19 protein-coding genes are annotated in these 22,597 nt (G+C 73.2%); 7 read left to right on the plus strand and 12 right to left on the minus strand.

The annotated features are described in order from the left end of the window. Positions 1-1,101, plus strand: a 1,101-nt coding sequence (locus ACGWYJ_RS24960) for an MFS transporter (protein ID WP_395108755.1), incomplete at its 5' end; no start/stop codon positions are given. Here the strand turns inward: ACGWYJ_RS24960 and ACGWYJ_RS24965 are convergent. From ACGWYJ_RS24965 to ACGWYJ_RS24975, 3 genes are read right to left on the minus strand one after another with little or no spacing between them, the layout of a single operon-like run. Then, a complete protein-coding gene (locus ACGWYJ_RS24965; protein WP_395108756.1) occupies positions 1,034-2,386 on the minus strand; it encodes an FAD-dependent oxidoreductase in 1,353 nt (450 codons plus the stop codon). The two genes, ACGWYJ_RS24960 and ACGWYJ_RS24965, sit on opposite strands and share 68 nt — an antisense overlap. Beyond that, the gene (locus tag ACGWYJ_RS24970) at positions 2,383-3,195 is read right to left on the minus strand and encodes a tryptophan 2,3-dioxygenase (RefSeq protein WP_395108757.1); all 813 of its coding nucleotides are present in this window, start codon (positions 3,193-3,195) and stop codon (positions 2,383-2,385) included. The genes ACGWYJ_RS24965 and ACGWYJ_RS24970 overlap by 4 nt, the downstream gene beginning before the upstream one ends. 58 nt (positions 3,196-3,253) lie before the next feature. After that, positions 3,254-4,096, minus strand: coding sequence for a thioesterase family protein (locus tag ACGWYJ_RS24975; RefSeq protein ID WP_395108758.1), 843 nt, complete (start codon positions 4,094-4,096; stop codon positions 3,254-3,256). 42 nt (positions 4,097-4,138) lie between these two features. Between ACGWYJ_RS24975 and ACGWYJ_RS24980 the strand changes: the two genes are divergently transcribed. Next, on the plus strand, positions 4,139-5,254 hold the full coding sequence (locus tag ACGWYJ_RS24980) for an alpha/beta hydrolase (RefSeq protein WP_395108759.1): 1,116 nt from the start codon (positions 4,139-4,141) through the stop codon (positions 5,252-5,254). 30 nt (positions 5,255-5,284) lie between these two features. On the opposite strand, the gene ACGWYJ_RS24985 is transcribed toward ACGWYJ_RS24980, so the two are convergent. Continuing rightward, the gene (locus ACGWYJ_RS24985; protein ID WP_395108760.1) at positions 5,285-5,791 is read right to left on the minus strand and encodes a MarR family transcriptional regulator; all 507 of its coding nucleotides are present in this window, start codon (positions 5,789-5,791) and stop codon (positions 5,285-5,287) included. A 61-nt stretch (positions 5,792-5,852) separates the two neighbouring features. Between ACGWYJ_RS24985 and icmF the strand changes: the two genes are divergently transcribed. Then, complete coding sequence (icmF, locus tag ACGWYJ_RS24990; protein WP_395108761.1) at positions 5,853-9,068, plus strand: fused isobutyryl-CoA mutase/GTPase IcmF; 3,216 nt, start codon at positions 5,853-5,855, stop codon at positions 9,066-9,068. After that, positions 9,061-9,879 (plus strand): helical backbone metal receptor, encoded by an 819-nt coding sequence (locus ACGWYJ_RS24995; RefSeq protein WP_395108762.1) that lies wholly within the window; start codon positions 9,061-9,063, stop codon positions 9,877-9,879. The genes icmF and ACGWYJ_RS24995 overlap by 8 nt, the downstream gene beginning before the upstream one ends. On the opposite strand, the gene fabG (ACGWYJ_RS25000) is transcribed toward ACGWYJ_RS24995, so the two are convergent. The 4 genes from fabG (ACGWYJ_RS25000) to ACGWYJ_RS25015 all read right to left on the minus strand — a co-directional run bounded on the left by fabG (ACGWYJ_RS25000) (position 9,852) and on the right by ACGWYJ_RS25015 (position 14,860). Next, entirely contained in the window at positions 9,852-10,607 is a 756-nt protein-coding gene (gene fabG, locus ACGWYJ_RS25000; RefSeq protein WP_395108763.1) for a 3-oxoacyl-ACP reductase FabG, read from the minus strand. The genes ACGWYJ_RS24995 and fabG (ACGWYJ_RS25000) overlap by 28 nt on opposite strands. 53 nt (positions 10,608-10,660) lie before the next feature. Next, a complete protein-coding gene (locus tag ACGWYJ_RS25005) occupies positions 10,661-11,812 on the minus strand; it encodes an acyl-CoA dehydrogenase family protein (protein WP_395108764.1) in 1,152 nt (383 codons plus the stop codon). A gap of 147 nt (positions 11,813-11,959) precedes the next feature. Beyond that, positions 11,960-14,014 carry a hypothetical protein gene (locus ACGWYJ_RS25010; RefSeq protein WP_395108765.1) on the minus strand — a complete coding sequence of 685 codons (2,055 nt, stop codon included), beginning with the start codon at positions 14,012-14,014 and terminating at the stop codon, positions 11,960-11,962. A gap of 507 nt (positions 14,015-14,521) precedes the next feature. After that, positions 14,522-14,860 carry a DUF3099 domain-containing protein gene (locus tag ACGWYJ_RS25015; RefSeq protein ID WP_395108766.1) on the minus strand — a complete coding sequence of 113 codons (339 nt, stop codon included), beginning with the start codon at positions 14,858-14,860 and terminating at the stop codon, positions 14,522-14,524. A gap of 49 nt (positions 14,861-14,909) precedes the next feature. On the opposite strand from ACGWYJ_RS25015, the gene ACGWYJ_RS25020 reads away from it, so the two are divergent. After that, positions 14,910-15,122: a dodecin gene (locus tag ACGWYJ_RS25020; protein WP_285697997.1), complete on the plus strand. Its 213-nt coding sequence runs from the start codon at positions 14,910-14,912 to the stop codon at positions 15,120-15,122. A gap of 78 nt (positions 15,123-15,200) precedes the next feature. On the opposite strand, the gene ACGWYJ_RS25025 is transcribed toward ACGWYJ_RS25020, so the two are convergent. Next, complete coding sequence (locus ACGWYJ_RS25025; protein ID WP_395108804.1) at positions 15,201-16,580, minus strand: metallopeptidase TldD-related protein; 1,380 nt, start codon at positions 16,578-16,580, stop codon at positions 15,201-15,203. A gap of 5 nt (positions 16,581-16,585) precedes the next feature. After that, complete coding sequence (locus ACGWYJ_RS25030; RefSeq protein WP_395108767.1) at positions 16,586-18,085, minus strand: TldD/PmbA family protein; 1,500 nt, start codon at positions 18,083-18,085, stop codon at positions 16,586-16,588. A gap of 205 nt (positions 18,086-18,290) precedes the next feature. On the opposite strand from ACGWYJ_RS25030, the gene fabG (ACGWYJ_RS25035) reads away from it, so the two are divergent. Together fabG (ACGWYJ_RS25035) and fabI are read left to right on the plus strand one after the other, a co-directional pair. Then, positions 18,291-18,995: a 3-oxoacyl-[acyl-carrier-protein] reductase gene (gene fabG, locus ACGWYJ_RS25035; protein WP_395108768.1), complete on the plus strand. Its 705-nt coding sequence runs from the start codon at positions 18,291-18,293 to the stop codon at positions 18,993-18,995. Between the two features lie 12 nt (positions 18,996-19,007). Beyond that, on the plus strand, positions 19,008-19,799 hold the full coding sequence (gene fabI, locus ACGWYJ_RS25040) for an enoyl-ACP reductase FabI (protein WP_395108769.1): 792 nt from the start codon (positions 19,008-19,010) through the stop codon (positions 19,797-19,799). Between the two features lie 4 nt (positions 19,800-19,803). Here fabI and ACGWYJ_RS25045 read toward each other — a convergent pair whose 3' ends face one another. Together ACGWYJ_RS25045 and ACGWYJ_RS25050 are read right to left on the minus strand one after the other, a co-directional pair. Further along, positions 19,804-21,567 carry a helix-hairpin-helix domain-containing protein gene (locus ACGWYJ_RS25045; RefSeq protein ID WP_395108770.1) on the minus strand — a complete coding sequence of 588 codons (1,764 nt, stop codon included), beginning with the start codon at positions 21,565-21,567 and terminating at the stop codon, positions 19,804-19,806. A gap of 43 nt (positions 21,568-21,610) precedes the next feature. Beyond that, entirely contained in the window at positions 21,611-22,564 is a 954-nt protein-coding gene (locus ACGWYJ_RS25050; protein WP_395108771.1) for an aldo/keto reductase, read from the minus strand. Positions 22,565-22,597 lie beyond the last annotated feature (33 nt).

A 22,597-nucleotide genomic window follows, 5' to 3' on the forward strand; every position in this document is an offset into this window, starting at 1 on the left:
CAGCAGTTGTTCGGCGGCGCCGAGCGGGGCCGGGCGTTCGGCGCGCTGGGCACCACGATCGGGCTGGCGATGGCGGTGGGCCCGCTGCTGGGCGGCGCGCTGATCGCCCTGGGCGGGCAGGAGCACGGCTGGCGGTGGATCTTCTATGTGAACGTCCCGGTGGGCCTGGCCGCGCTGCCGCTGGCCTGGCGGCTGCTGCCCCCGCCGGTGCCCGCCGACCGGCGGAGGCGGGAGAGCCTGGACCCGGTGGGCGTGGTGCTGCTCGGCCTCGGCGTCGTCGCGATCATGCTGCCGTTCCTCCAGGAACGGCAGTGGCACGGCCCCCTGAAATGGGCGCTGGTCCCGGCGGGCGCGGCGGTGCTGGCCGGCTGGGTGGCGTGGGAGCGCCGCCACCCCTCACCGATGGCCGACGTGCGGCTGTTCCGGTTCCGCTCGTACGCGCTGGGCTCCTCGATCGGGCTGCTCTACTTCGCCGGGTTCACCGCGATCTTCTTCATCTTCACCCTCTACCTGCAGAACGGGCTGGACTACAGCGCGCTGGAGGCGGGGCTGGCGATCACGCCGTTCGCGCTGGGCTCGGCGGTGGCGGCCGCGGCGGGCGGGCGGCTGGTGTCGCGCTGGGGCCGCCAGCTGGTCGCCGCGGGACTGGTGGTGGTCCTGGCCGGGCTCGGCGCCGCGTGGCTGGCGGTGGAGGCGCACCCGGGCCGGGGCGTGGCCTGGTACATCGCGGCGCCGCTGCTCCTCGCCGGGGTGGGCAGCGGGTTCGTGATCTCGCCCAACCAGACGATCACGCTGTCGCAGGTGCCGCCCGGCGGGGGCGGCAGCGCGGGCGGCGTGCTCCAGACGGGCCAGCGGATCGGCACCGCCTGCGGCATCGCCGCGGTCGGCGCGATGTTCTTCGCGACCGTCGCCAACAGCGGCGGCGACTGGGCGCTGGCGTTCCGGCACGGCCTGGTGGTCATCCTGGCGTTCGTGCTGTCGGCGCTGGGCGCCGCCGTGGCCGACCTCACGGCCGGGCACCGCCGGAGCCGCGTCACCGGCTCCGGCGGGAGCGGCGGCACAGCGCCCGCCCGAGCAGGGCCGCCGCGCTCCCCGCGATGAGGGTGAGCGCCCCGGCCACCGCCGCGAGGATCAGGTTCTGCTTGCGGACCCTGGCCGGGATCCGCGCGTACGGGACGGTCGTGAACGACACCAGCTCGTACCGGGAGACGTACCGTCCGGCCAGACCGCGCTCCAGGGCGTGCTGCGCGGCGTGGGCGACCTTGTAGACCGGCGAGGAGACCCGGTCGCGCATCTCCACGAAGTTGTCCAGCGCCATCTCGGCGATCGCGTCGGTGTTGGGCTTGCGGCGGTCCTGGTAGAGCGCCAGCGCCAGGTCCCAGCGCCCGCCGGTCTCGGTCAGGCACCGGTCGATCTCGATGCAGTCCTCGAACGCGCAGTTGGCGCCCTGCCCGAAGAACGGCACGATCGCGTGGGCCGCGTCGCCGAGTAACGCGACCAGGGTGCCGTCCACCTCCCGCACCCAGGGCCGGCAACGCACCGTGACCAGCGAGCCGACGGGGTTGTGCTCGAAGTCGTCGGTGAGCGCGGGCATCAGCCCGGCCACGTCCGGATAGTGCCTGGCGAAGTGGGCGCGGACCTTGCCGGGCGTGTCGAGCGCGGCGAAGTCGTCGCGCGGCCAGAACAGCGTGCAGGTGAACGAGCGGTCCAGGTTCGGCAGCGCGATCATCATCGAGTCCCCGCGCGGCCAGATGTGCAGCGCGTCCGGGTCCAGCGCGAACTCGCCATCGCGCGGCGGGACGGTCAGCTCCTTGTAGCCGTGCTCCAGGAAGTCCTGGCCCGCCTCGATGCCGTCCAGCGACCCGCGCACCGCGCTGTAGGCGCCGTCCCCGGCCAGGACCACGTCCGCGGCGTCGCCCGGGACGCCGTCGATCATCAGCCGCCCGCCCGCGACCCCGGTGACCCGCCGGGAGAACCGCAGCGTCACCCCGGGCGTGGACTCGGCGGCGTCCAGCAGCGCGGCGTTCAGCTCGGCCCGGCTGATCGAGTTGATCGCGCGCCTGCCGTCCGCGCTGTACGGCTGGAAGTCCGGTGCCGCGTGCCGTCCGCCCGCCCGGGGGTGCACCATCCGGCCGTGCATCGGCAGCGCCCGCTCCAGGGCCTGCTCACGCAGGCCCACCTCCTCCAGCGCCGCCAGGCCCCGCGCCGAGATCGCCAGGTTGATGGAGCGCCCGCGCTCGGCCCCGGCGATCCGCGGGTCGGGGCGCCGCTCGTACACCGTCACCTCGACGCCGCGCCGTCCCAGCAGCGTGGCCAGCAGGCAGCCGGCCAGCCCCGCGCCGACGACCGCCACCCGCCGCGCGCGAGGCGCCTCAGTCCCGCTCATCGGTCCCGCTCATCCTGGATCACCGTCTCCTCGATCTGCGAGCGGACCTCCCACAGGTCGGGGAACGCGGGCCTGAACAGGGTGGAGCGCAGGTAGTCCGCCCCGGCGGAGCCCCCCGTGCCGATCTTGGCGCCGATCGTCCGCTCGACCATCTTGACGTGCCGGTACCGCCATTCCTGAATGCCCTCGTCCACGTCCACCAGCGCCTCGCACACCTCGGCCGCCGGGCCGCTCTCGTCGGCGTACACCTCCAGCAGCGCGCGCTGGACGCGCGGATCGGGCTCCCACGGCCGCGAGGGGTCACGGTCGAGCGCCGACCGGGGCACCGGGTAGCCGTGCCCGTCCAGGTAGCGCAGCAGCGAGTCGAACATCGACCTGCGCCGCGCCGCCGCCCGCAGCCGCGGGTCGTCGCGCAGGTCCGAGGCGGGGAACCGGCGCCGCCCCAGCACGGCCTCCAGCTCGCGGAACTGGTACGACTCGAAGCCGCTCGACGTGCCGAGCGCGTCCCGGAAGGCGGCGAACTGCCGGGGCGTCATCGTCTCCAGGATGTCCAGCTGCCCGACCACCGTCTTGAGGATCTTGGCGATCCGCCGCGCGGTGTGCAGCGCCCTGGCGCTGCCGCCCTCCTCCAGCAGCCGCTGGAGCAGCGCGGCCTCATGGAGGATCTGCTTGAACCACAGCTCGTACACCTGGTGGATGATCACGAACAGCAGCTCGTCATGCGCCCCGGTGCGCGGCCGCTGGCAGTCCAGCAGCCGGTCGAGCCGGAGATAGCTCCCGTAGGTGAGGGATGCCTCGTCGTCGTGCATTGCCGCGCCCCTGCCGACCCGTCACCGGCACCCCGTCGTGCCGGCCGATCTCCGCAGACTAACCGGACGCGTGGGCGTCCACCAGAAGGGTCTGCAGGCCGCTGCCGAACCAGCCGGAGGGGTCGGCGAGCTCGGCCTCGGCCATGGCGCAGCCGCCCGGATCGGTGTGCACCCGCGCCCGCATGAAGATCCACTCGCCCTCGGGATCGCGGTGCAGCGCCACGGTGAGGTCGGTGTTGATGATCAGCCATTTGGCGAAGTCGAGCTGGCTGCCCACGCCGGACATGCTGTCGGCCAGGGTGAGCGCGCGCACCAGGGGCGTGTCGTCCTCCCCGGCGACCAGCGGGAGCCGCGACCGCGCCCACACCGCCGCCGGTCCCGGGCGGGCGAACGAGCCCTCGACGACCCGCCATTCGATGCACGACAGGTACCCGGCCATGTTCGCGCCGGGCCAGGCGGTGCCGAGGACGGTCGGGACGGCGGGCACCGGGGGAGGGACCGGGGTGTGGGCGGTCGGCTCCAGGTGCGCGGGCGCGGCGGCGATCCGCCAGGCGGTGGCGCGGGCGACGGGACCGTCCTCGGCCGACAGCTCGGCCTCCAGGAGGTTGATCCGGCGTCCCGGCCGCACGGTCCGCACGGTCACCTCCAGCGGCGCCACGGGCACCGGGCGGAGGATCTCCATCGTCAGCCGCGCCACCCGCAGGCCGGGGGACGGCTCGTGCCGTTCGAAGGCGCGGCCGAGCAGCGCCGAGACCGGCCCGGCGTGCTGGAAGCCGCGCGACCAGGGCCCGGCGGTGGCGGCGGTGCTGGCGAAACGCCCGTCGCCGAGCGGTTCGTAGAACGAGGCCGCGACAAGCGGCGGCAGATCCTTGTCCAGGTCCTTGCTCACGGGGGCGCTCACCCGGCTAGGTTACAGAACGACGTTCGGTGAAGGAGGGCCGGGGTGACCGCGATCACGAGGGAGTTCGTCGGCCTGCCGTCCCCGCTGGTCGGACGCGCGGGCGCGGGCGGCCATCCCTGCCAGGGCGTCTACCATCGCCCGGCCGGCGGGCCACCGCCGCGCACCGCCTTCATCGCCACCCACTACAACGTCGACTTCTCCGAGCACTACCTGGCCTCCCATCTGGCCGAGCGCGGGTACGGCTTCCTCGGCTGGAACACCCGGTTCCGCGGCAACGAGGCGTACTTCCTGCTCGACCACGCGCTCGCCGAGATCGGTGTGGGCGTCCGGTGGCTGCGCGAGGAGGCGGGGGCGGAGCGGATCGTCCTGCTCGGCAACTCCGGCGGCGGCTCGCTGATGGCGGCCTACCAGTCGCAGGCCGCCGAGCCCAGCGTCCGCCCGGTCGCGGGCATGCGGCCGGTCGAGGCGATCGAGGACCTGCCCGCGGGCGATCTGTTCGTCGCGCTCGCCGCCCACTCGGGACGTCCCGAGGTCCTGACGGCCTGGATGGACCCTTCGGTGGTCGACGAGAACGACGTGCTGTCGGCCGACCCGGACCTGGACCCGTTCGACCCCGCCAACGGCCCGCCGTTCGGCGCCGACTTCCAGGCCCGGTACAGGCAGGCGCAGCGCGAGCGCAACGAACGCATCACCGACTGGGTGCTCGCCCAGCTCGACGCGCTCGCCGGCACCCGGGCACGCGCCCGCGACAGGCTGTTCAACGTGCACCGGACATGGGCGGACCTGCGGATGATCGACCCGGCGATCGAGCCGTCCGACCGGGTGCCGAACCGCTGCTACCTCGGTGATCCCGCGACCGCCAACTACGGTGTCTTCGGCATCGGCTCGGTGTGCACGCTGCGCACCTGGCTGTCGATGTGGAGCCTGCGGACGTCCCAGTGCGCCGCCGCGCCGCACCTGGCGCGGATCACCGTCCCGTCCCTGGTGGTGCACGCGACCGCCGACACCGGCGTGTACGAGAGCGACGCCCGCGCGATCCACGGCGCCCTCGCCGCCGAGGACAAGCGGCTGGAGTTCATCAAGGACGACCACTACCTGCCCGCGTCCCGTCCCCAGGCCGCCGACCTCATCGACGCCTGGGTGCGCGAGCGCGGCTAGCCCGCCGCGTTCCCTGGCCCGGCACGTTCCTCAGCCCGGCACGTCCCCGGCCGAGACGCGGACGGCGTGCAGGGCGGCGGTGATGGCGGCGGCGTCCTCGGAGCCGAGGCCGGGCAGCCCGAAGTCCGCCTCGTGCAGCGCGGCGGTCGACTCCTCGGCCAGCTCGCGGCCCGCCGGGGTGATCGTGGCCAGCACCACCCGCCGGTCGTCCGGTGACGGGCGCCGCTCGACGAGGCCGCGCCGCTCCAGCCGCCCGATCACGTTGGTGACCGAGGCCGGATGCACCATCAGCCGGGTGCCGATCTTGCCCATCGGCAGCGTGCCGGTGCGGGCGAAGGCCAGCAGCCGCAGCGCCTCGTAGGCGGCGAAGGTCAGCCCGTACGGCTTCAGCGCCGCCTCGATCACGCTGAGCAGCAGCTGCTGGGCCCGCATGACGGAGGTCACGGCCGCCATGCGGTCGGCGTGCTCCGGCCACCGGGCGCTCCACTGGCGGTGCGCCTCGGCGATCGGGTCGAGGGGTTTGACGGGCTCGGTCATGGAAACTATTTTAGCTTCCAAATATTGGATGACAAAGGGCCTGGGAGGGCGGGGGATCGGCATGCACGTTCCCGAGCATCCGGTGCGGTTCGTCACGGCGGCGGCCCTGTTCGACGGGCACGACGCGGCCATCAACATCATGCGGCGCATCCTCCAGTCGCAGGGCGCCGAGGTCGTCCACCTCGGCCACGACCGCTCCGTCCGCGAGGTCGTGGACGCGGTGCTCGAAGAGGACGCCCAGGGCGTGGCGATCTCGTCCTACCAGGGCGGGCACATCGAGTATTTCGAGTTCCTGGCGCGGTCCCTGGCCGAGGCCGGCGCGGGCCACGTGAAGGTCTTCGGCGGGGGCGGCGGCGTGATCGTCGCCGAGGAGATCGAGCGGCTGGCGCGCGCCGGGGTGCGGATCTTCTCCCCGGAGGACGGCCAGCGGCTCGGCCTGCCCGGAATGATCAACGAGCTGGTCCGCGACTGCGACGTGGACCTGGCGGCCGAGCCCGTCCCGGTCGAGGCGGTCCTGGCGGGGGAGCGGCGGGCGCTGGCCCGGGCGATCACCTGCCTCCAGGCCGGCCGGCTCCCCGACGGCGACCGGCGCGCGATCGCGGAGGCCGCGGCGCGCAGGTCCGTTCCCGTGCTCGGCATCACCGGGACCGGCGGCTCGGGCAAGTCGTCCCTCACCGACGAGCTGGTCCGGCGGCTGCGCGTCGACCGGCAGGACAAGCTGCGCGTCGCCGTCCTGGCCGTGGACCCGACCCGGCGCCGCGGCGGCGGCGCCCTCCTCGGCGACCGCATCCGGATGAACTCCCTGGACGGCGACCACGTCTTCTTCCGGTCCCTGGCCACCCGCGGGGCGCGCGAGCTGCCCGAGGGCATCGACGGCGTGATCGAGGCGTGCAAGGCCGCCGGATACGACCTGGTGATCCTGGAGACCCCCGGCATCGGGCAGGGCGACGCGGCGATCGTGCCGCTGGCCGACGTGTCCCTGTACGTGATGACGCCCGAGTTCGGCGCCGCGTCCCAGCTCGAGAAGATCGACATGCTGGACTTCGCCGACGTGGTGGCGATCAACAAGTTCGAGCGGCGGGGCGCGGCCGACGCGCTGCGCGACGTGTCCCGGCAGATGCTGCGCAACCGCGAGGAGTTCAGCCGGTCGCCCGAGGAGATGCCGGTCTTCGGCACCAGCGCCGCCACCTTCAACGACGACGGCGTCACCGCGCTCTACCAGCATCTGACCGGCCTGCTGGGGATCGAGCGCGGCGTGCTGCCCCGGGTGGACACCAGGGTCTCCACGGGCGCCGCGCAGATCGTCCCGCCGAACCGGGTCCGCTACCTGTCGGAGATCGCCGAGACGGTGCGCGGCTACCACGCCGAGACGCAGCGGCAGATCGCGGCGGTACGGCGCGTCCAGCGGCTGGAGCAGGTGCGCGCCGAGCTCTCCGAGACCGGCGCGGGGGACGCCGCGAAGGAGGTCGGCGCGCTGCTGGAGCGGGCGCGCCGGGAGGTGACCCCCGAGTGCGCCGAGCTGATCGCCACCTGGCCCGCCGTCGTCGAGTCGTACTCCGGGGACGAGCAGGTCGTCAGGATCCGCGACAAGGAGCTGCACACGCCGCTGACCCGTGAGTCGCTGTCGGGCACCCGCATCCCGCGCGTCGCGCTGCCCCGCTACGAGGACCACGGCGAGCTGCTGCGCTTCCTGCGCAATGAGAACCTGCCCGGCAGGTTCCCCTTCACCGGCGGCGTGTTCCCGTTCAAGCGCGACAACGAGGACCCGGCCAGGATGTTCGCGGGCGAGGGCGACCCGTTCCGCACCAACCGGCGCTTCAAGCTGCTGTCGGAGGGACAGCCCGCGACCCGCCTGTCCACCGCGTTCGACTCGGTCACCCTGTACGGGCGCGACCCCGGCGAACGTCCCGACGTGTACGGCAAGGTCGGCACGTCCGGCGTGTCGATCGCCACGCTGGACGACATGAAGGCGCTGTACGACGGGTTCGACCTGTCGGCCCCCACCACCTCGGTGTCGATGACGATCAACGGGCCGGCGCCGACCATCCTGGCGTTCTTCCTCAACACCGCGATCGACCAGAGGCTGGACGCCTTCCGCGAGGAGAACGGCCGCGAACCGTCCCCCGAGGAGGCCGAGGAGATCAGGAGGCGGGTGCTGACCACGGTGCGCGGCACCGTCCAGGCCGACATCCTCAAGGAGGACCAGGGCCAGAACACCTGCATCTTCTCCACCGAGTTCTCGCTGCGGATGATGGGCGACATCCAGCAGTGGTTCATCGACAACGGCGTCCGCAACTTCTACTCGGTGTCGATCTCCGGCTACCACATCGCCGAGGCCGGGGCCAACCCCATCAGCCAACTGGCCTTCACCCTGGCCAACGGGTTCACCTACGTGGAGTCCTACCTGGCCAGGGGCATGGACGTGGACGACTTCGCGCCCAACCTGTCCTTCTTCTTCTCCAACGGCATGGACCCCGAGTACTCGGTCCTGGGCCGTGTCGCGCGCCGCATCTGGGCGGTGGCGATGAGGGAGCGGTACGGCGCGGGCGAGCGCAGCCAGAAGCTGAAGTACCACATCCAGACCTCGGGCCGGTCCCTGCACGCCCAGGAGATGCACTTCAACGACATCCGCACCACGTTGCAGGCGCTCATCGCCATCTACGACAACTGCAACAGCCTCCACACCAACGCCTACGACGAGGCCGTGACCACGCCCACCGCCGAGTCGGTGCGCCGCGCCCTGGCCATCCAGATGATCATCAACCGGGAGTGGGGCCTGGCGATGAACGAGAACCCCATGCAGGGCTCGTTCATCACCGACGAGCTGACCGACCTGGTCGAGGAGGCGGTGCTGGCCGAGTTCGACCGGATCAGCGAGCGCGGCGGGGTGCTGGGCGCGATGGAGACCGGCTACCAGCGCGGCCGCATCCAGGACGAGTCGATGCTGTACGAGCGGCGCAAGCACGACGGCTCGCTGCCGATCATCGGGGTCAACACCTTCCGCCCGCCGGAGGGCGCCGGGGACGAGGGCGGCGGCAAGCCGCTGGAGCTCGCCCGCGCGACCGAGGAGGAGAAGAGGTCGCAGCTTGAGCGGGTCCGGGACTTCCAGGCCCGCCACCGCGACGAGGCGCCGGCGGCCCTGGAGGCGCTGAAGGAGGCGGCCCGTTCCGGCGAGAACGTCTTCGCCGTCCTGATGGACGCGGCGCGGGTGTGCAGCCTGCAGCAGATCACCGAGGCGTTCTTCGAGGTGGGCGGCCAGTACCGGCGCAATGTCTGAGCGGTCTCCCCGGGACGACACCGGCGCCGCGGTCCCGCTGCCCGGCCGGGTGCGCCGCGTGGTCTCGCTGGTGCCCTCGCTCACCGAGACGATCGCCGTGTCCGCGCCGGGGCTGCTGGCCGGCGCGACCGACTGGTGCTCGCATCCGCCCGGCCTGGACGTCCCGAGGGTGCGCGGCACCAAGAACCCCGACCTGGAACGGATCGCCGGGCTGCGTCCCGACCTGGTCGTGGGCAACACCGAGGAGAACCGCCCCGCCGACGTCGAGGCGCTGCGGGAGCGCGGGATCCCGGTCTGGATGACCGAGATCCGCACCGTGGACGAGGCGCTCGTGTCGCTGCGGCGGATGCTCACCGAGGCGTGCGGCGTCCCGGCCCCCGCCTGGCTGGACGAGGCCGCGCGCGCCTGGTCGCGGCCCCCCGTGCTCGAACCGCGCCGGAAGGCCGTCATCCCGATCTGGCGGCGTCCCTGGATGGTGGTGGGACGCGCCACCTTCACCGGTGACGTGCTGGACCGGCTCGGGGTCGCCAACGTCCACGCCGGCCACCCCGAGCGCTACCCGAAGATCCCGATCGAGGAGCTGAACGCGGCGGGCGCCGACCTGGTCGTGCTTCCGGACGAGCCGTACCGGTTCACCGCCGGCGACGGGCCGGAGAGCTTCCCCGGCCTTCCGTGCGCCCTGGTCGACGGCCGCCACCTGACCTGGTACGGCCCGTCCCTCGTCGACGCGCCGCGGGTGCTGGCGGGCCGGCTGTCACATCCCCTGCCGCCCGCCGGCCGGCCTCACGCCTTGGGACCGCCCGCGACGTAGATGACCTGCCCCGACACGAACGAGGACTCCTCACCGGCGAAGAACGAGACCATCGCGGCGATGTCCTCGGGCCGGCCGACCCTGCGCACCGGGATCTCCTTGGCCGCGGCCTGCTGGAACACCTCGAAGTCCACGCCGACCCGCTCGGCGGTCGCGGCGGTCATGTCGGTCACGATGAACCCGGGCGCGATCGCGTTCACGGTGACGCCGAACTTGCCGAGCTCGATCGCCAGGGTCTTGGTGAACCCCTGCATGCCGGCCTTGGCCGCCGAGTAGTTCGCCTGACCCCGGTTGCCCAGCGCCGAGGTGGACGACAGGTTCACGATCCGGCCCCAGCCCGCCTTGGTCATGTACGCCTGCGCGGCCCGGCTCATCAGGAAGGCGCCGCGCAGGTGCACCGCCAGGACCGCGTCCCAGTCGTCCTCGGTCATCTTGAACAGCAGGTTGTCGCGGATGATCCCGGCGTTGTTGACCAGCACCAGCGGCGGGCCCAGCTCCGCGGCGACCCGCTCCACCGCCGCCGACACCTTCGCGGAGTCGGCGACGTCCACCCCCACGGCCAGCGCCCGCCCGCCGTCCTTCTCGATGGCCTCCACCGTCCCGGCGCAGGCGGCCTCGTCGAGGTCGCAGACGGCGACCGCGAACCCGTCGCGGGCCAGCCGCACCGCCGTGGCCGCTCCGATCCCGCGCGCCGCGCCCGTGACGATGGCGACCTTGCTCTCGCTCATGGCGTTTCCTCTTTCGTTGCTGCCGTGCGGTCCGTCCGTGCCGTGGTCCCGGCTCAGACCCGCAGGTCCTTGGCGATGATGGTCTTCATGACCTCGTTGGTCCCCCCGTAGATCCGGGTGACCCTGGCGTCGGTGTACAGGCGCGCGATCGGGTACTCCAGGATGTAGCCGTAGCCGCCGTGCAGTTGCAGGCACTTGTCGATGACACGGCCCTCGACCTCGGTGCAGAACAGCTTGCACTTGGCGGCGTCGGCCGGGGTCAGCTCACCGGCGTCCAGCGCCTCCACGCAGCGGTCCACGAGCGCCTGCGCGGCCTCCACCTCGGTGGCGCACTCGGCCAGGACGAACTTGGTGTTCTGGAACGACGACACGGGCTTGCCGAAGACGGTGCGCTCCTGGACGTACCTCTTGGCGAACTCGATCGCCGCCGCGGCGGACGAGTAGGAGGACACGGCGATGCCCAGGCGCTCCTCGGCCAGGTTGTGGGTGAGGTACTCGAACCCGCGGCCCTCTTCGCCCAGCAGGTCCTCGACCGGGACGCGCACGTCGGTGAAGGACAGCTCGGCGGTGTCGGAGGCGCGCAGCCCGATCTTCTCCAGCTTGCGGCCGACCGTGTAGCCCTCGCTCTTGGTGTCGACGGCGAGGATGGACAGGCCTGCGCGGCGGTTCTCGGGGGTGGCGGGGGAGGTGCGGGCCACCACCAGCACGCGGTCGGCCAGCACGCCGCCGGTGATGAAGGTCTTGGCGCCGTTGAGGATGTAGTGGTCGCCGTCCCGCCTGGCGGTGGTCTGGATGCCCGCGAGGTCCGAGCCGGTCCCGGGCTCGGTCATCGCGATGGCCATCATCATGTCGCCGGAGATGAAGTCGGGCAGCCAGCGCTTCTTCTGGTCCTCGCTCGCGTACTTCAGCAGGTACGGGAGCACCAGGTTGACGTGCACGCCGTAGCCGCCGAAGCCCACCGCGGCCCTGGCGCACTCCTCGGAGATCACGAGCTGGTACTTGAAGCTGGTCTCGCCCGCGCCGCCGTACTCCTCGGGGACCTGGATGCCGAACACGCCGAGCTCGCCCAGCTTGTTGTAGAAGTCGCGGGGCGGGTGCCCGGCCTTCTCCCACTCGTCGTAGACGGGAGCCACCTCGGCGGCGATGAAGTCCCGGATCATCGTCCGGAACGCCTCATGGTCCTTGTTGAACACGGTTCGGCGCACGGCCCCGCTCCTCGATCCCGAATGTCCCTTATCTACTGGAACGCCAAGCTACGTTGAACGGGATTCTAGAATCAACCCGGGAACGTCCGGAACGCGGGGTGCGCTCCGGCGGCGGGAACGGGCGCCGTGCCTCTGGTAGCGGGGCGTCTAGCAGGAGGGGGCGCAGATGCGGCGCGAGAGGGACTGCAGGAACAGCTTGCGCACCTCCCCCGGAGTCTGGGCCACCACCACGTCGCCGCGGGTCGCCTGGGTGATCCGGCGGAGCTCGTCGACGTCCACGTCCTTGCCATAGCCGAACATGAACACCTGGACCGGGCGCGCGGGATCGTAGGAGCGGCGCAGCGTGTCCAAGGTCTCCTTCAAGGACGCCCCCTCCCTGTCCAGGTTGCGGCCGTCGGTCCACAGCAGCACCGAGTGGACGAACTCGGGCTTGTAGGTCCGCTGCATGTAGTCGAACGCGGCCAGGGTCGTGTCGTACAGGCCCGTGCCGCCGTTGCGTTTGGCCCGGATCTGGCTGAAGGCCGACAGGATCAGCTGCCGCCGGGTGGAGGAGCCCAGCCGCTCGCCCAGTGGCCCCACGCTGACCAGCTCCCGCCAGTCCTGCTCGCCGACCAGCTCGGTGGAGAACACCCACTGGCCCAGCTCGCTGTCGTCGGGCAGCAGCGACAGCCCGGCCTGGGCGGCCCGCACCGTGGACTGCAACCGGGTGACGCCCGGCTCCACCTCCTCGTTCATCGAGCCGGAGATGTCGATCACGCTGAGCATCCGGATGCCCAGCGACAGCCGCGCCCAGGACTGCATGATCCGCTGCACGTCCGCCGGGGAAGGGGGGCTCAGCAGGCGGGGCGGGCGCGGGTCCAGCCCGGCGCGGTCGCCGAACGACTCGGGCGCGGCGCCCGACGGCGCCCGGAATCCGCGCTCCATCAGGTCATCGCGGGTGTCGTCGCCGGTCAGCTCCTTCTCCAGCAGGCGCGCGGCGGCGGCCTTGGCGGCGGCGTCCCGGTCCCCGGCGCGCCCGACCACGGTGATCCGGTAGTCCATCGCGAGCGTGCCCTCGGACGGGTACACCGCGACGGCCTGCTCCTCCGGCCCGCCCCCGTTGTAGGCGTACACCGCCTGCTCCGGCGCCAGCGCGATCGGGTGGCGGCCCTGGCGGTCCTGCCGGAACGAGGCGAACTCCGCCTGCACCGAGGGCGTCACGGCCTCCCGCAGCGTCCGCACGGCGCCGGTGAACTGCGCGCTGCCCTCGTCCTGCCGTCCCAGCAGGATGTTGGCCAGCATCAGCGCGGCCATCCCGGTCGCGGTGCGGTTGGGGTCGGGGACCCTCAGCTTCACCGAGCCGGGAGGGATCGCGGACCCCGTACCCGGGCCCGTGCCCGCGCCGGCTCCGGCCGCCACGAGAAGGGCCTGCCAGGACGGCCGGGCGCCGCCCCGGCCCTGGAGCCGCCGCGCGACCCCGGCGGGCGTGGCCACCACGACCGGGGTGGACGCGATCGACCGCAGGGTGGTGATCGTGCCGGTGCCCTGCCGGCCACCGGACGCGGTGGACGGCGCACGCGCGAGAACGGTCCACAGCGAGGAGTCGGGGATCCACACGTCCGGCTTCTCGGTGACCCCGGCCACGCCCCGTCCCGACAGCAGGGTGGACACCGCCACCGGGTCGGCGGCGCGCACGCTGACGCGGACGCAGCGGTCCCCGACCTCGTTCCGGTCGTCGTTGAAGCGCCCGGCGGCCTTGGTGACGGCCGGCGCGATCTCGGGCGCCGCCGCCAGGTTCAGCTGGAGCGCGTCCGCCCCCGTACAGGGCCCTCCGGAGGCCAGCGCGTACACGCCCAGGCCCGCCAGGAGGGTCAGGACGGCGGCGCCGGCCATCGGGCCCCAGAACGCGGTGCCGCGCGGAAGGGAGCGGCCCGGGGCGACATGCCGTCCGGGACCGGTGGCGCCCGGCCTGGACGGGACGGTCGGCGACGCCAGGCGGTGGCCGGACGGTCCCGCCTCGCCGAGCGGCGGCCGCGAGGGCCCGCCGCCTTCGGGCGGGTTCCCGGGCGGGTTCTCGGACGACCGGAACCGGGGGACGGCGCCTCCGGCGTCGGAGGCGCCCATGAAACCGCCGTAGCCGCGCGGCGGCCTCGGCTCGGGCGGAGGATCCTGTCCCCGCGGGGGATCCGGAAGCCACTCGGGGACGTCGTCGTGGCCGTTCATGGCCGGTTACCCGTGATCATCACGACTGCCACCTTCGCGGGGCCGATGGGGCGGATCATGAGACACAAACTAGATATGTCTCGACCTGGGGGTAGTGATGCTCACCCCTTCCCGAGCGCTCGTCAAGCGGTATGCGGCAGCGGTTCCATCCAGGGGTACGCAGACGGCGCCCGCCAGGATCGATGGGATTCTCCGACGGGCTTCACACGGTGCGGATCCGCCTCGGATCCGCCTCGGAGGCGGTGCGGTTCCGGGCCGTGGCCGGACAAGGCCAGCGTTGGGCCTTGTCGGCCTGGGATCAGGCGCTAAGTGAGGAGGAGCGGCCCGGCGGGGTGCCCCGCGCGCAAAGTAAAAGCGACGCCGGGTGGATACGGGGGCAATCCACCCGGCGTCGCGTCATCGGTGTTCCGACGGGGGCCCGGAACACCGGCACGGGCGCTCCGACGGGGGACCAGAGCGCCGGTACAAATCGTACACCGAACCCCCCCGCCCTTAGTCAAGAGAAAGTCACGACCCGATTTCCGGACGCCGACCGGAAATACCCTTGTGGTGCGGGCCGCCGACGCCATCAGGCTCGCCGAACCGGGGCTTCGGCTGCGGCTCCCGGCCGCCGTTGGCGTAGATCACACTGAGGTACGGCAGGAACACCGCCCCCACGATCAGCACGCCCGCCACCCACACCGGGGCCCCGGCCGCCGCGGTGATCACCGCGGCGATGAAACAGCCGGTGCGCACCCCCATCGAGATCAGGTACCGCCGCTGCCGGTAGCGGATGTCCTCCGACATCGGCTTCGGCGCGTTGGTCACGGTGTAGACCTCTGGGCCACGGCGGGGAATGAGCTTCACGGTTCCACGGTATGCCCTGGGGCAGACGCACGCGATATGGGGAGGGCCTATGACCGACCGCACCTACCGGGTGACCGAGATCGTCGGCACCTCGCCGGTCTCCGTCGACGAGGCCGTGCGCAACGGGATCAGGCGTGCCGGGCGGACGCTGCGCCATCTGGACTGGTTCGAGGTGACCGAGGTGCGGGGGCAGATCGTGGACGGGGAGGTGGCGCACTACCAGGTCGGCCTGAAGGTCGGCTTCCGCCTTGAGGACGCCTGAACACCCCGAGGGACGCGCGAGGGCCCCGGCTCCCTCCCTTTCACGGCGGGACGGGGCCGGGGCCTCTCCGCGGCGGTCTCAGGACGCCTGCGAGACCGTCGACATGTTGTAGTCGGCGACCCTCAGCGCGGGCATCGCGGCGCGGGTGAAGTAGTCCGACCACTCGCGCGGCAGGGTCGGCACGGTCGCGCCCGCCTCGGTGACACGGCCGAGCAGGTCCACCGGGCTCTCGTTGAACCGGAAGTTGTTCACCGCGCCGACCACCTCCCCGCCCTCCACGAGGTAGACGCCGTCGCGGGTGAGGCCGGTCAGCAGCAGCCGCTGCGGGTCGACCTCCCGGATGTACCACAGGCAGGTCAGCAGCAGCCCCCGCTCCGTGCGCGCCACCATGTCGTCCAGGGACGCGGACGTGTCCCGCCCCGACATCGTCAGGTTGTCGATCACGGGGGTGAGGGGCAGCCCGGTGCGCTCCGCCGACCGCCGGGTCTGGATGAGCGCGTTGAGCGTCCCGCCGGAGATCCACTCGGTGGCGGCCAGCCCCAGCCCGTTGTCGAACACCGACGTGTCCCGGCCGGAGGCGTGCGCGATCACGAACGGGCCGGCCTCCAGCCCCGGCGCCCGGGGATCGCTGGATAGCGTGAGCGGCACCTCGGTCAGCCGCTCGCCCACCCGGGTGCCGCCGCCCGGCGCGCTGAACACCGTCCGCCCGTCGTAGGCGTCCTGCGCGCCCGCCGACCAGTACAGGTAGATCATGAGGTCGGCGACCGCGCTGGGCGGCAGGATCGTCTCGTACCGGCCGGCGGGCAGCTCGACGCGGCGCTCGCCCCACTCCAGCCTGCGCGCCAGCCCGGCGGCCAGGCCCGGCACGTCCACGTCGGTGAAGTCGCGGGTGCCCACGCCCGCCCACGTCGAGCCGCCCGCGCCCTTGGCGTTCAGCTCCAGCAGCCCGGTCGGCTGGTCGTGCCGCAACCGCAGCCCCGCCGACGACCCCAGGAAGGTCGAGGTCAGCACGTGGTTGGCGAACCCGTACAGCTTCCGCCCGCCCGCCTCGGCCTCCTCGAACGCCGCGCCCAGCGCGGGAGCAAACCCCTCGTAGACCCCGATCCCGGTCTCGGCGGGCGGGTCGTCCCACGCGCCCGCGCCCGGCACCGGCTCGCCGAGCAGCGGCGCGGCGTCCTCGGCCGGCTCGTTCCCGGCCGCGTCCGCCTCGGCCGCGCGCACCAGGTCCTCCAGGTCGTCCGCGCCCACGGCGGTGCGCGACACCACCCCGGCCGCGACCCGGTCCCCCTTGCCGCGCAGCGCGATCACGGTGAGCCGGTTGGACCGGGTCACCCCGTTGGTGGTCAGCGTGTTGCCGGCCCAGCGCAGGTTGGCGGTGCTGGACTCGTCGGCGATCACGATGCAGTCGTCGGCGCGGGACAGCTCCAGCACCCGCTCGACGGCCTCCTGCGGGCGCAGCACGCTCACTGGCCGGCCTCCTTCAGCGCGTTGAGGATGTTGACGCCGCGGAACAGCGCGGACGGGCAGCCGTGGCTGACCGGGGCGACCTGCCCCGGCTGGCCCTTGCCGCAGTTGAACGCGCCGCCCAGCACGTAGGTCTGCGGGCCGCCCACCGCCTCCATCGAGTTCCAGAAGTCGGTGGTGGTGGCCTGGTAGGCCACGTCCCGCAGCTGCCCGGCCAGCCGGCCGTTCTCGATCCGGTAGAAGCGCTGGCCGGTGAACTGGAAGTTGTACCGCTGCATGTCGATCGACCAGCTCTTGTCGCCGACGATGTAGATCCCGCGGTCCACCCCGGAGATCAGCTCGTCGGTGGACGGGCCGCCGGGCAGCGGCTGCAGCGACACGTTCGCCATCCGCTGCAGCGGCATGCTGGACGCCGAGTCGGCGAACGCGCACCCGTTGGAGCGGTCGGCGCCGGTGAGCCGGGCGATCCGGCGGTCGAGCTGGTAGCCGGTGAACATCCCGGCGCTGATGATCTCGAACGCCTGGGTCTGCACGCCCTCGTCGTCGAAGCCGATGGTCGCCAGGCCGTGCTCCGCGGTGCGGTCGCCGGTGACGTTCATGACCTTCGAGCCGTACTGCAGCGTGCCCAGCTTGTCGGGCGTGGCGAACGAGGTGCCCGCGTACGCCGCCTCGTACCCCAGGGCGCGGTCCAGCTCGGTGGCGTGCCCGATCGACTCGTGGATGGTCAGCCACAGGTTGGACGGGTCGATGACCACGTCGTAGGACCCGGGCTCCACCGACGGCGCGGCCAGCTTCTCGGCCAGCAGCTCGGGGATGCGGGCCAGCTCGCCCTCCCAGTCCCAGTGGGAGCCGGTCAGCCACTCCCAGCCGCGGCCGACGGGCGGCGCGAGGGTGCGCATCGTCTCGAAGCCGTTCTCACCGATCGCGACCGAGTTCAGCACCGAGTGCAGGCGCACCCGCTGCTGCGTGGTGACCGTCCCGGCCAGGTCGGCGAAGAACTTGTTCTCCTTGACCTGGAGCAGCGTGGCGTCGGCGTGGTCGACGCGGTCGTCGTCCAGCAGCAGCCGGCTGCGCTCGGCGAGCAGGGCGACCTTCTCGGCGGTCGGCACGGTGAACGGGTCGACCTCGTACTCGGAGACCCAGACGCGCTCGCCGTGCATCGGCTCGGGCGCCAGCTCGATCGGCTCGCGGTTGACCGCGGCGGCGACCGCGGCGACCTCGACGGCCTGCGCGGCGACACGCGCGGCCCCGTCCGGCGTCAGGTCGATTCCGGCGGCGAACCCCCAGGTGCCGTTCTTCACGACGCGGACCGACAGGCCCACGTCGTCGGCGTCCAGCGCCGTCTCCAGCGCGGCGTCGTGCAGCCGCAGCGTCTGGCTGCGGATCCGTTCGAGCCGGAAGTCGGCGTGCTCGGCGCCCAGCTCCCTGGCCTTGCTCAGCGCCGCGTCGGCGAGCGCGCGCAGCGGCAGCGCGGTGAATGCGGGATCGATGTCATGCACCCTTCGCAACCTACCCCGCGGCGCCTCCCTCAGGTGCTCTCAGGCGGGCGTGCCCGGGGAACAAAGCCCGGTCGGCGGATCTTGTCGGAACGGCACATCTGGTTACCACCGCGTAGGCCGTTACGCTCCTCGTCAGTTGCGGGGGGCCCGGGCAGCGCGTCCCCGCGGTCAGTCACAGCGGAACGGCACGACGAGGGGTACGACGATGAGTCGCTCAGTCCTGGTGACCGGCGGTAACCGGGGCATCGGCCTCGCCATCGCCCGCGAGCTCGCGGAGGCGGGCGACGCGGTCGCGGTCACCTACCGTTCGGGGGAGCCGCCCGAGGGCCTGTTCGGCGTCCGCTGCGACGTGACCAGCGCCGAGGACGTGGACGCCGCGTTCGGCAAGGTCGAGGCCGAGCAGGGCCCGGTGGAGGTGGTGGTGGCCAACGCCGGCATCACCAAGGACACGCTCCTGGCCATCATGAAGGAGGAGGAGTTCACCTCCGTCCTCGACACCAACCTCACCGGGTCGTTCCGCGTCGCCAAGCGCGCCGTGAAGGGCATGATGCGCAAGCGCACCGGCCGGATCGTCCTGGTGTCGTCGGTGGTGGGGCTGCTCGGCTCGCCCGGCCAGTCCAACTACGCCGCGTCGAAGGCGGGCATGGTCGGCTTCGCCCGGTCGCTGGCCCGCGAGCTGGCCTCCCGCAACATCACCGTGAACGTGGTGGCGCCCGGGTTCGTGGACACCGAGATGACGCGGGTGCTCACCGAGGACCAGCAGGCCGCGATCCGGAAGCAGATCCCGCTGGGCCGGGTGGCGCGTCCCGAGGAGGTCGCCAAGGCCGTGCGGTTCCTGGCGAGCGAGGACGCCGCCTACATCACCGGGGCCGTGATCCCGGTGGACGGCGGACTGGGCATGGGGCACTGAGGGGGCGTGGCGATGGGAATCCTGGAAGGCAAGCGGATCCTGGTCACCGGCGTCCTGACCGACGCCTCGATCGGCTTCCACGTCGCGCGGGTCGCGCAGCAGGAGGGCGCCGAGGTCGCCCTGACCGCCTACCCGCGGCCGACGCTGACCGCCCGCACCGCCAAGCGCCTGCCGTCCGGCCCGGACGACCCGCCGCCGGTGCTGCCGCTGGACGTGACCAGCACCGAGCAACTGGACGGCCTGGCCGACGCCCTGCGCGACGTCGGGTTCGACAGCCTGGACGGGGTGATGCACGCGATCGCCTTCGCGCCGCAGACCGCGCTGGGCGGGACCTTCCTGGAGACGCCGTGGGAGGACGTGGCGACCGCCGTGCACGCCTCGGCGTACTCGCTGAAGTCCCTCACCATGGCGTGCCTGCCGCTCATGAAGGGCGGCGGCTCGGTGGTCGGCCTCGACTTCGACGCGTCCGTGGCATGGCCGGTCTACGACTGGATGGGCGTGGCCAAGGCCGGTCTGGAGTCGTGCTCCCGCTACCTGGCCAAGTACCTGGGCCCGCAGGGCATCCGCGTCAACCTGGTCTCCGCCGGCCCGCTGGCGACCATGGCGGCCAAGAGCATCCCCGGCTTCGAGGGCATGACCGAGATGTGGCCGCAGGCCGCCCCGCTCGGATGGGACATCAAGGACAGCGAGCCCACCGCGCGCGCCTGTGTCGCCCTCCTGTCCGACTGGTTCCCCGCCACCACGGGCGAGATCGTCCACGTGGACGGCGGCCTCCACGCCATCGGCGCTCCCAGCACCACCTGAGCCGCTACTGGACCACCAGGCGGGCCAGTCGGGTCCGCCGTGGGGGCGCTTGGCGTTCGCGGACGGCCCTCGCCAGCGCCGGGCCCGCCCCTTGAACGACCGACAGGTGGTCCAGGGCGAGTCCGAAGGCGGTCGCGACCAGGGGCCGTGACAGGGCGGCGGCGTCGTCGGGCCCGCCGGGCGGGAAGACGGCGACGACGGCCCGGCTGCGCGTTCCGCGTCCCAGCGCGGGCGTGACCGCCCAGCCGGGACGCAGGCGCGCGGTGAGAGCGGGCGGGATCACGGCGTCCCCTCCGGCGAACCGCACGTGCAGACCGGTGGCGTCGGCGCCGGTGACGGTGCCGTTCTCGCCCACCGCGGCCTGGGGGAGCGGGGCGGCGACCAGGACCCGGTCGCCGGGGTCGAAGCCGCCGAACCGGCCCGGACCGGGGTTGAGGCGTTCCTTCAGCGCGGAGTTGAGCGCCGCCGCCCCCGCCTCGCCCGCCGCCGACGGCACCACGACCCGCACGTCGTCCACCGGGATCTCCAGGGCGCGCGGGATCGAGTCGGTGACCAGTTGCACGGTCCGGTGCACGGCCTCGCCGGGGCTCGCCGCCGGGACGATCACGACCTCCTTGCCGGGCGCCTCGACCGCCACCAGCTCCCCGCCCCGCACGGCCGCGGTGAGCGCCGCCAGGGGACCCGTCCCGGACGGCTCCAGCGCGATCACCGGGACGGTCTCGGACGCCTCCAGGTCGTCCAGGACGCGGCCGGGACCGGCGGGCGGCAGCGCGCCGGGCTCCCCGCACAGCACCAGGTGCGCGCCGTCCGGGCAGGCTTCGACGAGGACGGCGGCCAGCTCGACGTCCAGGCCCGCCGCGTCGGTGACGATCACCAGGTCCAGGTCGAGGGGACGCCGCTCGCCGCGTCCGTACACGACGGTGCCCGGAGGCGCCCCGGGGGCGGGCTCGGCGTCCGGCCGGGGCTCCAGCAGCGCGTGCAGGCCGCCGATCGGATACGCGGCGCCCGCGCCCCGCAGACGGGCCGCCGCGCGGTCGGTCGGGGCCGCGACGGCCGCGCGGACACCGTGGGCCGAGGCGGCCCCGGCGATCGCGCGGGCCGCGTCCTCCAGGTCGTCCGCCGCGCCCCGCAGGACGGTCACCCCGGTACGGAGCGCGGCGGTCAGGGCCAGCGAGCGGTCCTGCGGCAGCCCGGACCGCAGCGTTCTGATCGTCGCGTCGTCCAGCAGCGGCCCGGCGGTGGCCGTCAGCCGGGCCAGGCCCTCGGCGGCGGCCTCCTCGGCCATCGCCCAGCGCGCCAGGCCCAGCGTCTCCTCGGGCTCGGGCAGGTCGCCGTCCTCAAGCGCGGCCTCGTCGAAGTCGGGCTCCTCGGTGAGCGCGATGACCTCGGCGGTGTCGAGCGCGTCCTCCACCGCCCGGCGCGCATCGGGGACGCGCAGCCGTTCCAGGGCGGTCAGCACATCGGCGGGCGGGGTGACGGTGTGACCCTGCCGGGCCGCCTCGTCCAGCAGGTAGCCGACCAGGGACCGGCCGCGGCGGCGGTCGTCCGGGCGCGCCCGCTCGCCCAGCACCTCGCGGGCGAAGTGGTCGGCCTGCCTCGGCCCCACGCCGGGGACGCGCAGCAGCCGCCACGGGTCCTCGCGCAGCCGCGCGCCCGCGTCGGGTCCGAGCCGGGCCAGCGCCCTGGTCACCATGGACGGCGGGACGCCCGTCTCGGCGAACAGCGCGGCGAGATCTCCCGGCGGGGCCTTGGGACGAGTATCGGTCACGGGCTCCGGATCGTAGCCGATGAGGCGGGGGACGCCCCCCGCGTCACGCCGACCCGGAGGTCATGTCGGACACGTCGTCCAGCGCGGCGCGGATCTCCTGCGGCAGGGTGAGGTCCTCGCTGAGCAGCGCCTGCCCGAGCTGAGCGGCCGTGCGGGCCCCGACGATCGGCGCCGTGACGCCGGGCCTGTCGCGCACCCAGGCCAGTGCCACGCTCAGCGGGGTCACGCCCAGTCCCTCGGCGGCGGTCACCACGGACTCCACGATCCGCGCGCACTCCTCGTCCAGGTACGGCTGGACGAAGTCGGCGAAGTGCGGCGCGGCGGCGCGCGACCCGGCCGGGATGCCGCTCCGGTACTTGCCGGTCAGCACCCCGCGGCCCAGCGGGGACGAGGCGAGCAGGCCGATGCCGGCGTCCTGCGCGGCGGGCGCCGCCTCCCGCTCGACGTCACGGCTCAGCAGCGAGTACTCCATCTGCGCCGAGATGATCGGCTCCCGTCCCGGCCAGGCCCGCTGCCACGCGCCCGCCTTGGCGATCTGCCAGCCGGCGTAGTTGGACACGCCGACATAGCGGGTCCGGCCCGAGGCGACCGCCTCGTCCAGCGCCGAGAGCGTCTCCTCAAGGGGCGTGGACGGGTCGTAGGCGTGTAGCTGCCACAGGTCCACGTACTCCAGTCCCAGGCGCTCCAGGGAGCCGTCCAGGGCGGCGAGCAGGTGCCTCCGGGAGGCGTCGTAGCGGCCGTTGGACCGGATCGCGGCCTTGGTGGCGATGACCAGTCCGTCCCGGTCGGCCACCTCGTGCAGGAGATGGCCGAGGATGCGCTCGCTGCGGCCGTCGGCGTAGACGTCGGCGGTGTCCACGAGGGTGCCCCCGGCGTCCACGAACGCCCGTAGCTGCGCGGCCGCCTCATCGGGGTCGGTGTCCTGCCCCCAGGTCATCGTGCCCAGCCCCAGCCGGGAGACCGTCAGGCCGCTCCGCCCGAGGTGACGCTCTTCCATGGGCGGAACAGTAGCGGGACGTGCCGCCGGACC

Origin of the sequence: Actinomadura sp. SCN-SB (assembly GCF_043906805.1) — a bacterium.
In the GTDB taxonomy this organism is placed as follows: Bacteria; Actinomycetota; Actinomycetes; order Streptosporangiales; family Streptosporangiaceae; genus Spirillospora.

Bases quoted from the DNA above. Each gene is read 5' to 3' on its own strand.
- ACGWYJ_RS24965 (WP_395108756.1), bottom strand. From the start codon at position 2,386: ATGAGCGGGACTGAGGCGCCTCGCGCGCGGCGGGTGGCGGTCGTCGGC.
- ACGWYJ_RS24970 (WP_395108757.1), bottom strand. From the start codon at position 3,195: ATGCACGACGACGAGGCATCCCTCACCTACGGGAGCTATCTCCGGCTC.
- ACGWYJ_RS24985 (WP_395108760.1), bottom strand. From the start codon at position 5,791: ATGACCGAGCCCGTCAAACCCCTCGACCCGATCGCCGAGGCGCACCGC.
- icmF (WP_395108761.1), top strand. From the start codon at position 5,853: ATGCACGTTCCCGAGCATCCGGTGCGGTTCGTCACGGCGGCGGCCCTG.
- ACGWYJ_RS24995 (WP_395108762.1), top strand. From the start codon at position 9,061: ATGTCTGAGCGGTCTCCCCGGGACGACACCGGCGCCGCGGTCCCGCTG.
- fabG (WP_395108763.1), bottom strand. From the start codon at position 10,607: ATGAGCGAGAGCAAGGTCGCCATCGTCACGGGCGCGGCGCGCGGGATC.
- ACGWYJ_RS25010 (WP_395108765.1), bottom strand. From the start codon at position 14,014: ATGAACGGCCACGACGACGTCCCCGAGTGGCTTCCGGATCCCCCGCGG.
- ACGWYJ_RS25020 (WP_285697997.1), top strand. From the start codon at position 14,910: ATGACCGACCGCACCTACCGGGTGACCGAGATCGTCGGCACCTCGCCG.
- fabG (WP_395108768.1), top strand. From the start codon at position 18,291: ATGAGTCGCTCAGTCCTGGTGACCGGCGGTAACCGGGGCATCGGCCTC.
- fabI (WP_395108769.1), top strand. From the start codon at position 19,008: ATGGGAATCCTGGAAGGCAAGCGGATCCTGGTCACCGGCGTCCTGACC.
- ACGWYJ_RS25050 (WP_395108771.1), bottom strand. From the start codon at position 22,564: ATGGAAGAGCGTCACCTCGGGCGGAGCGGCCTGACGGTCTCCCGGCTG.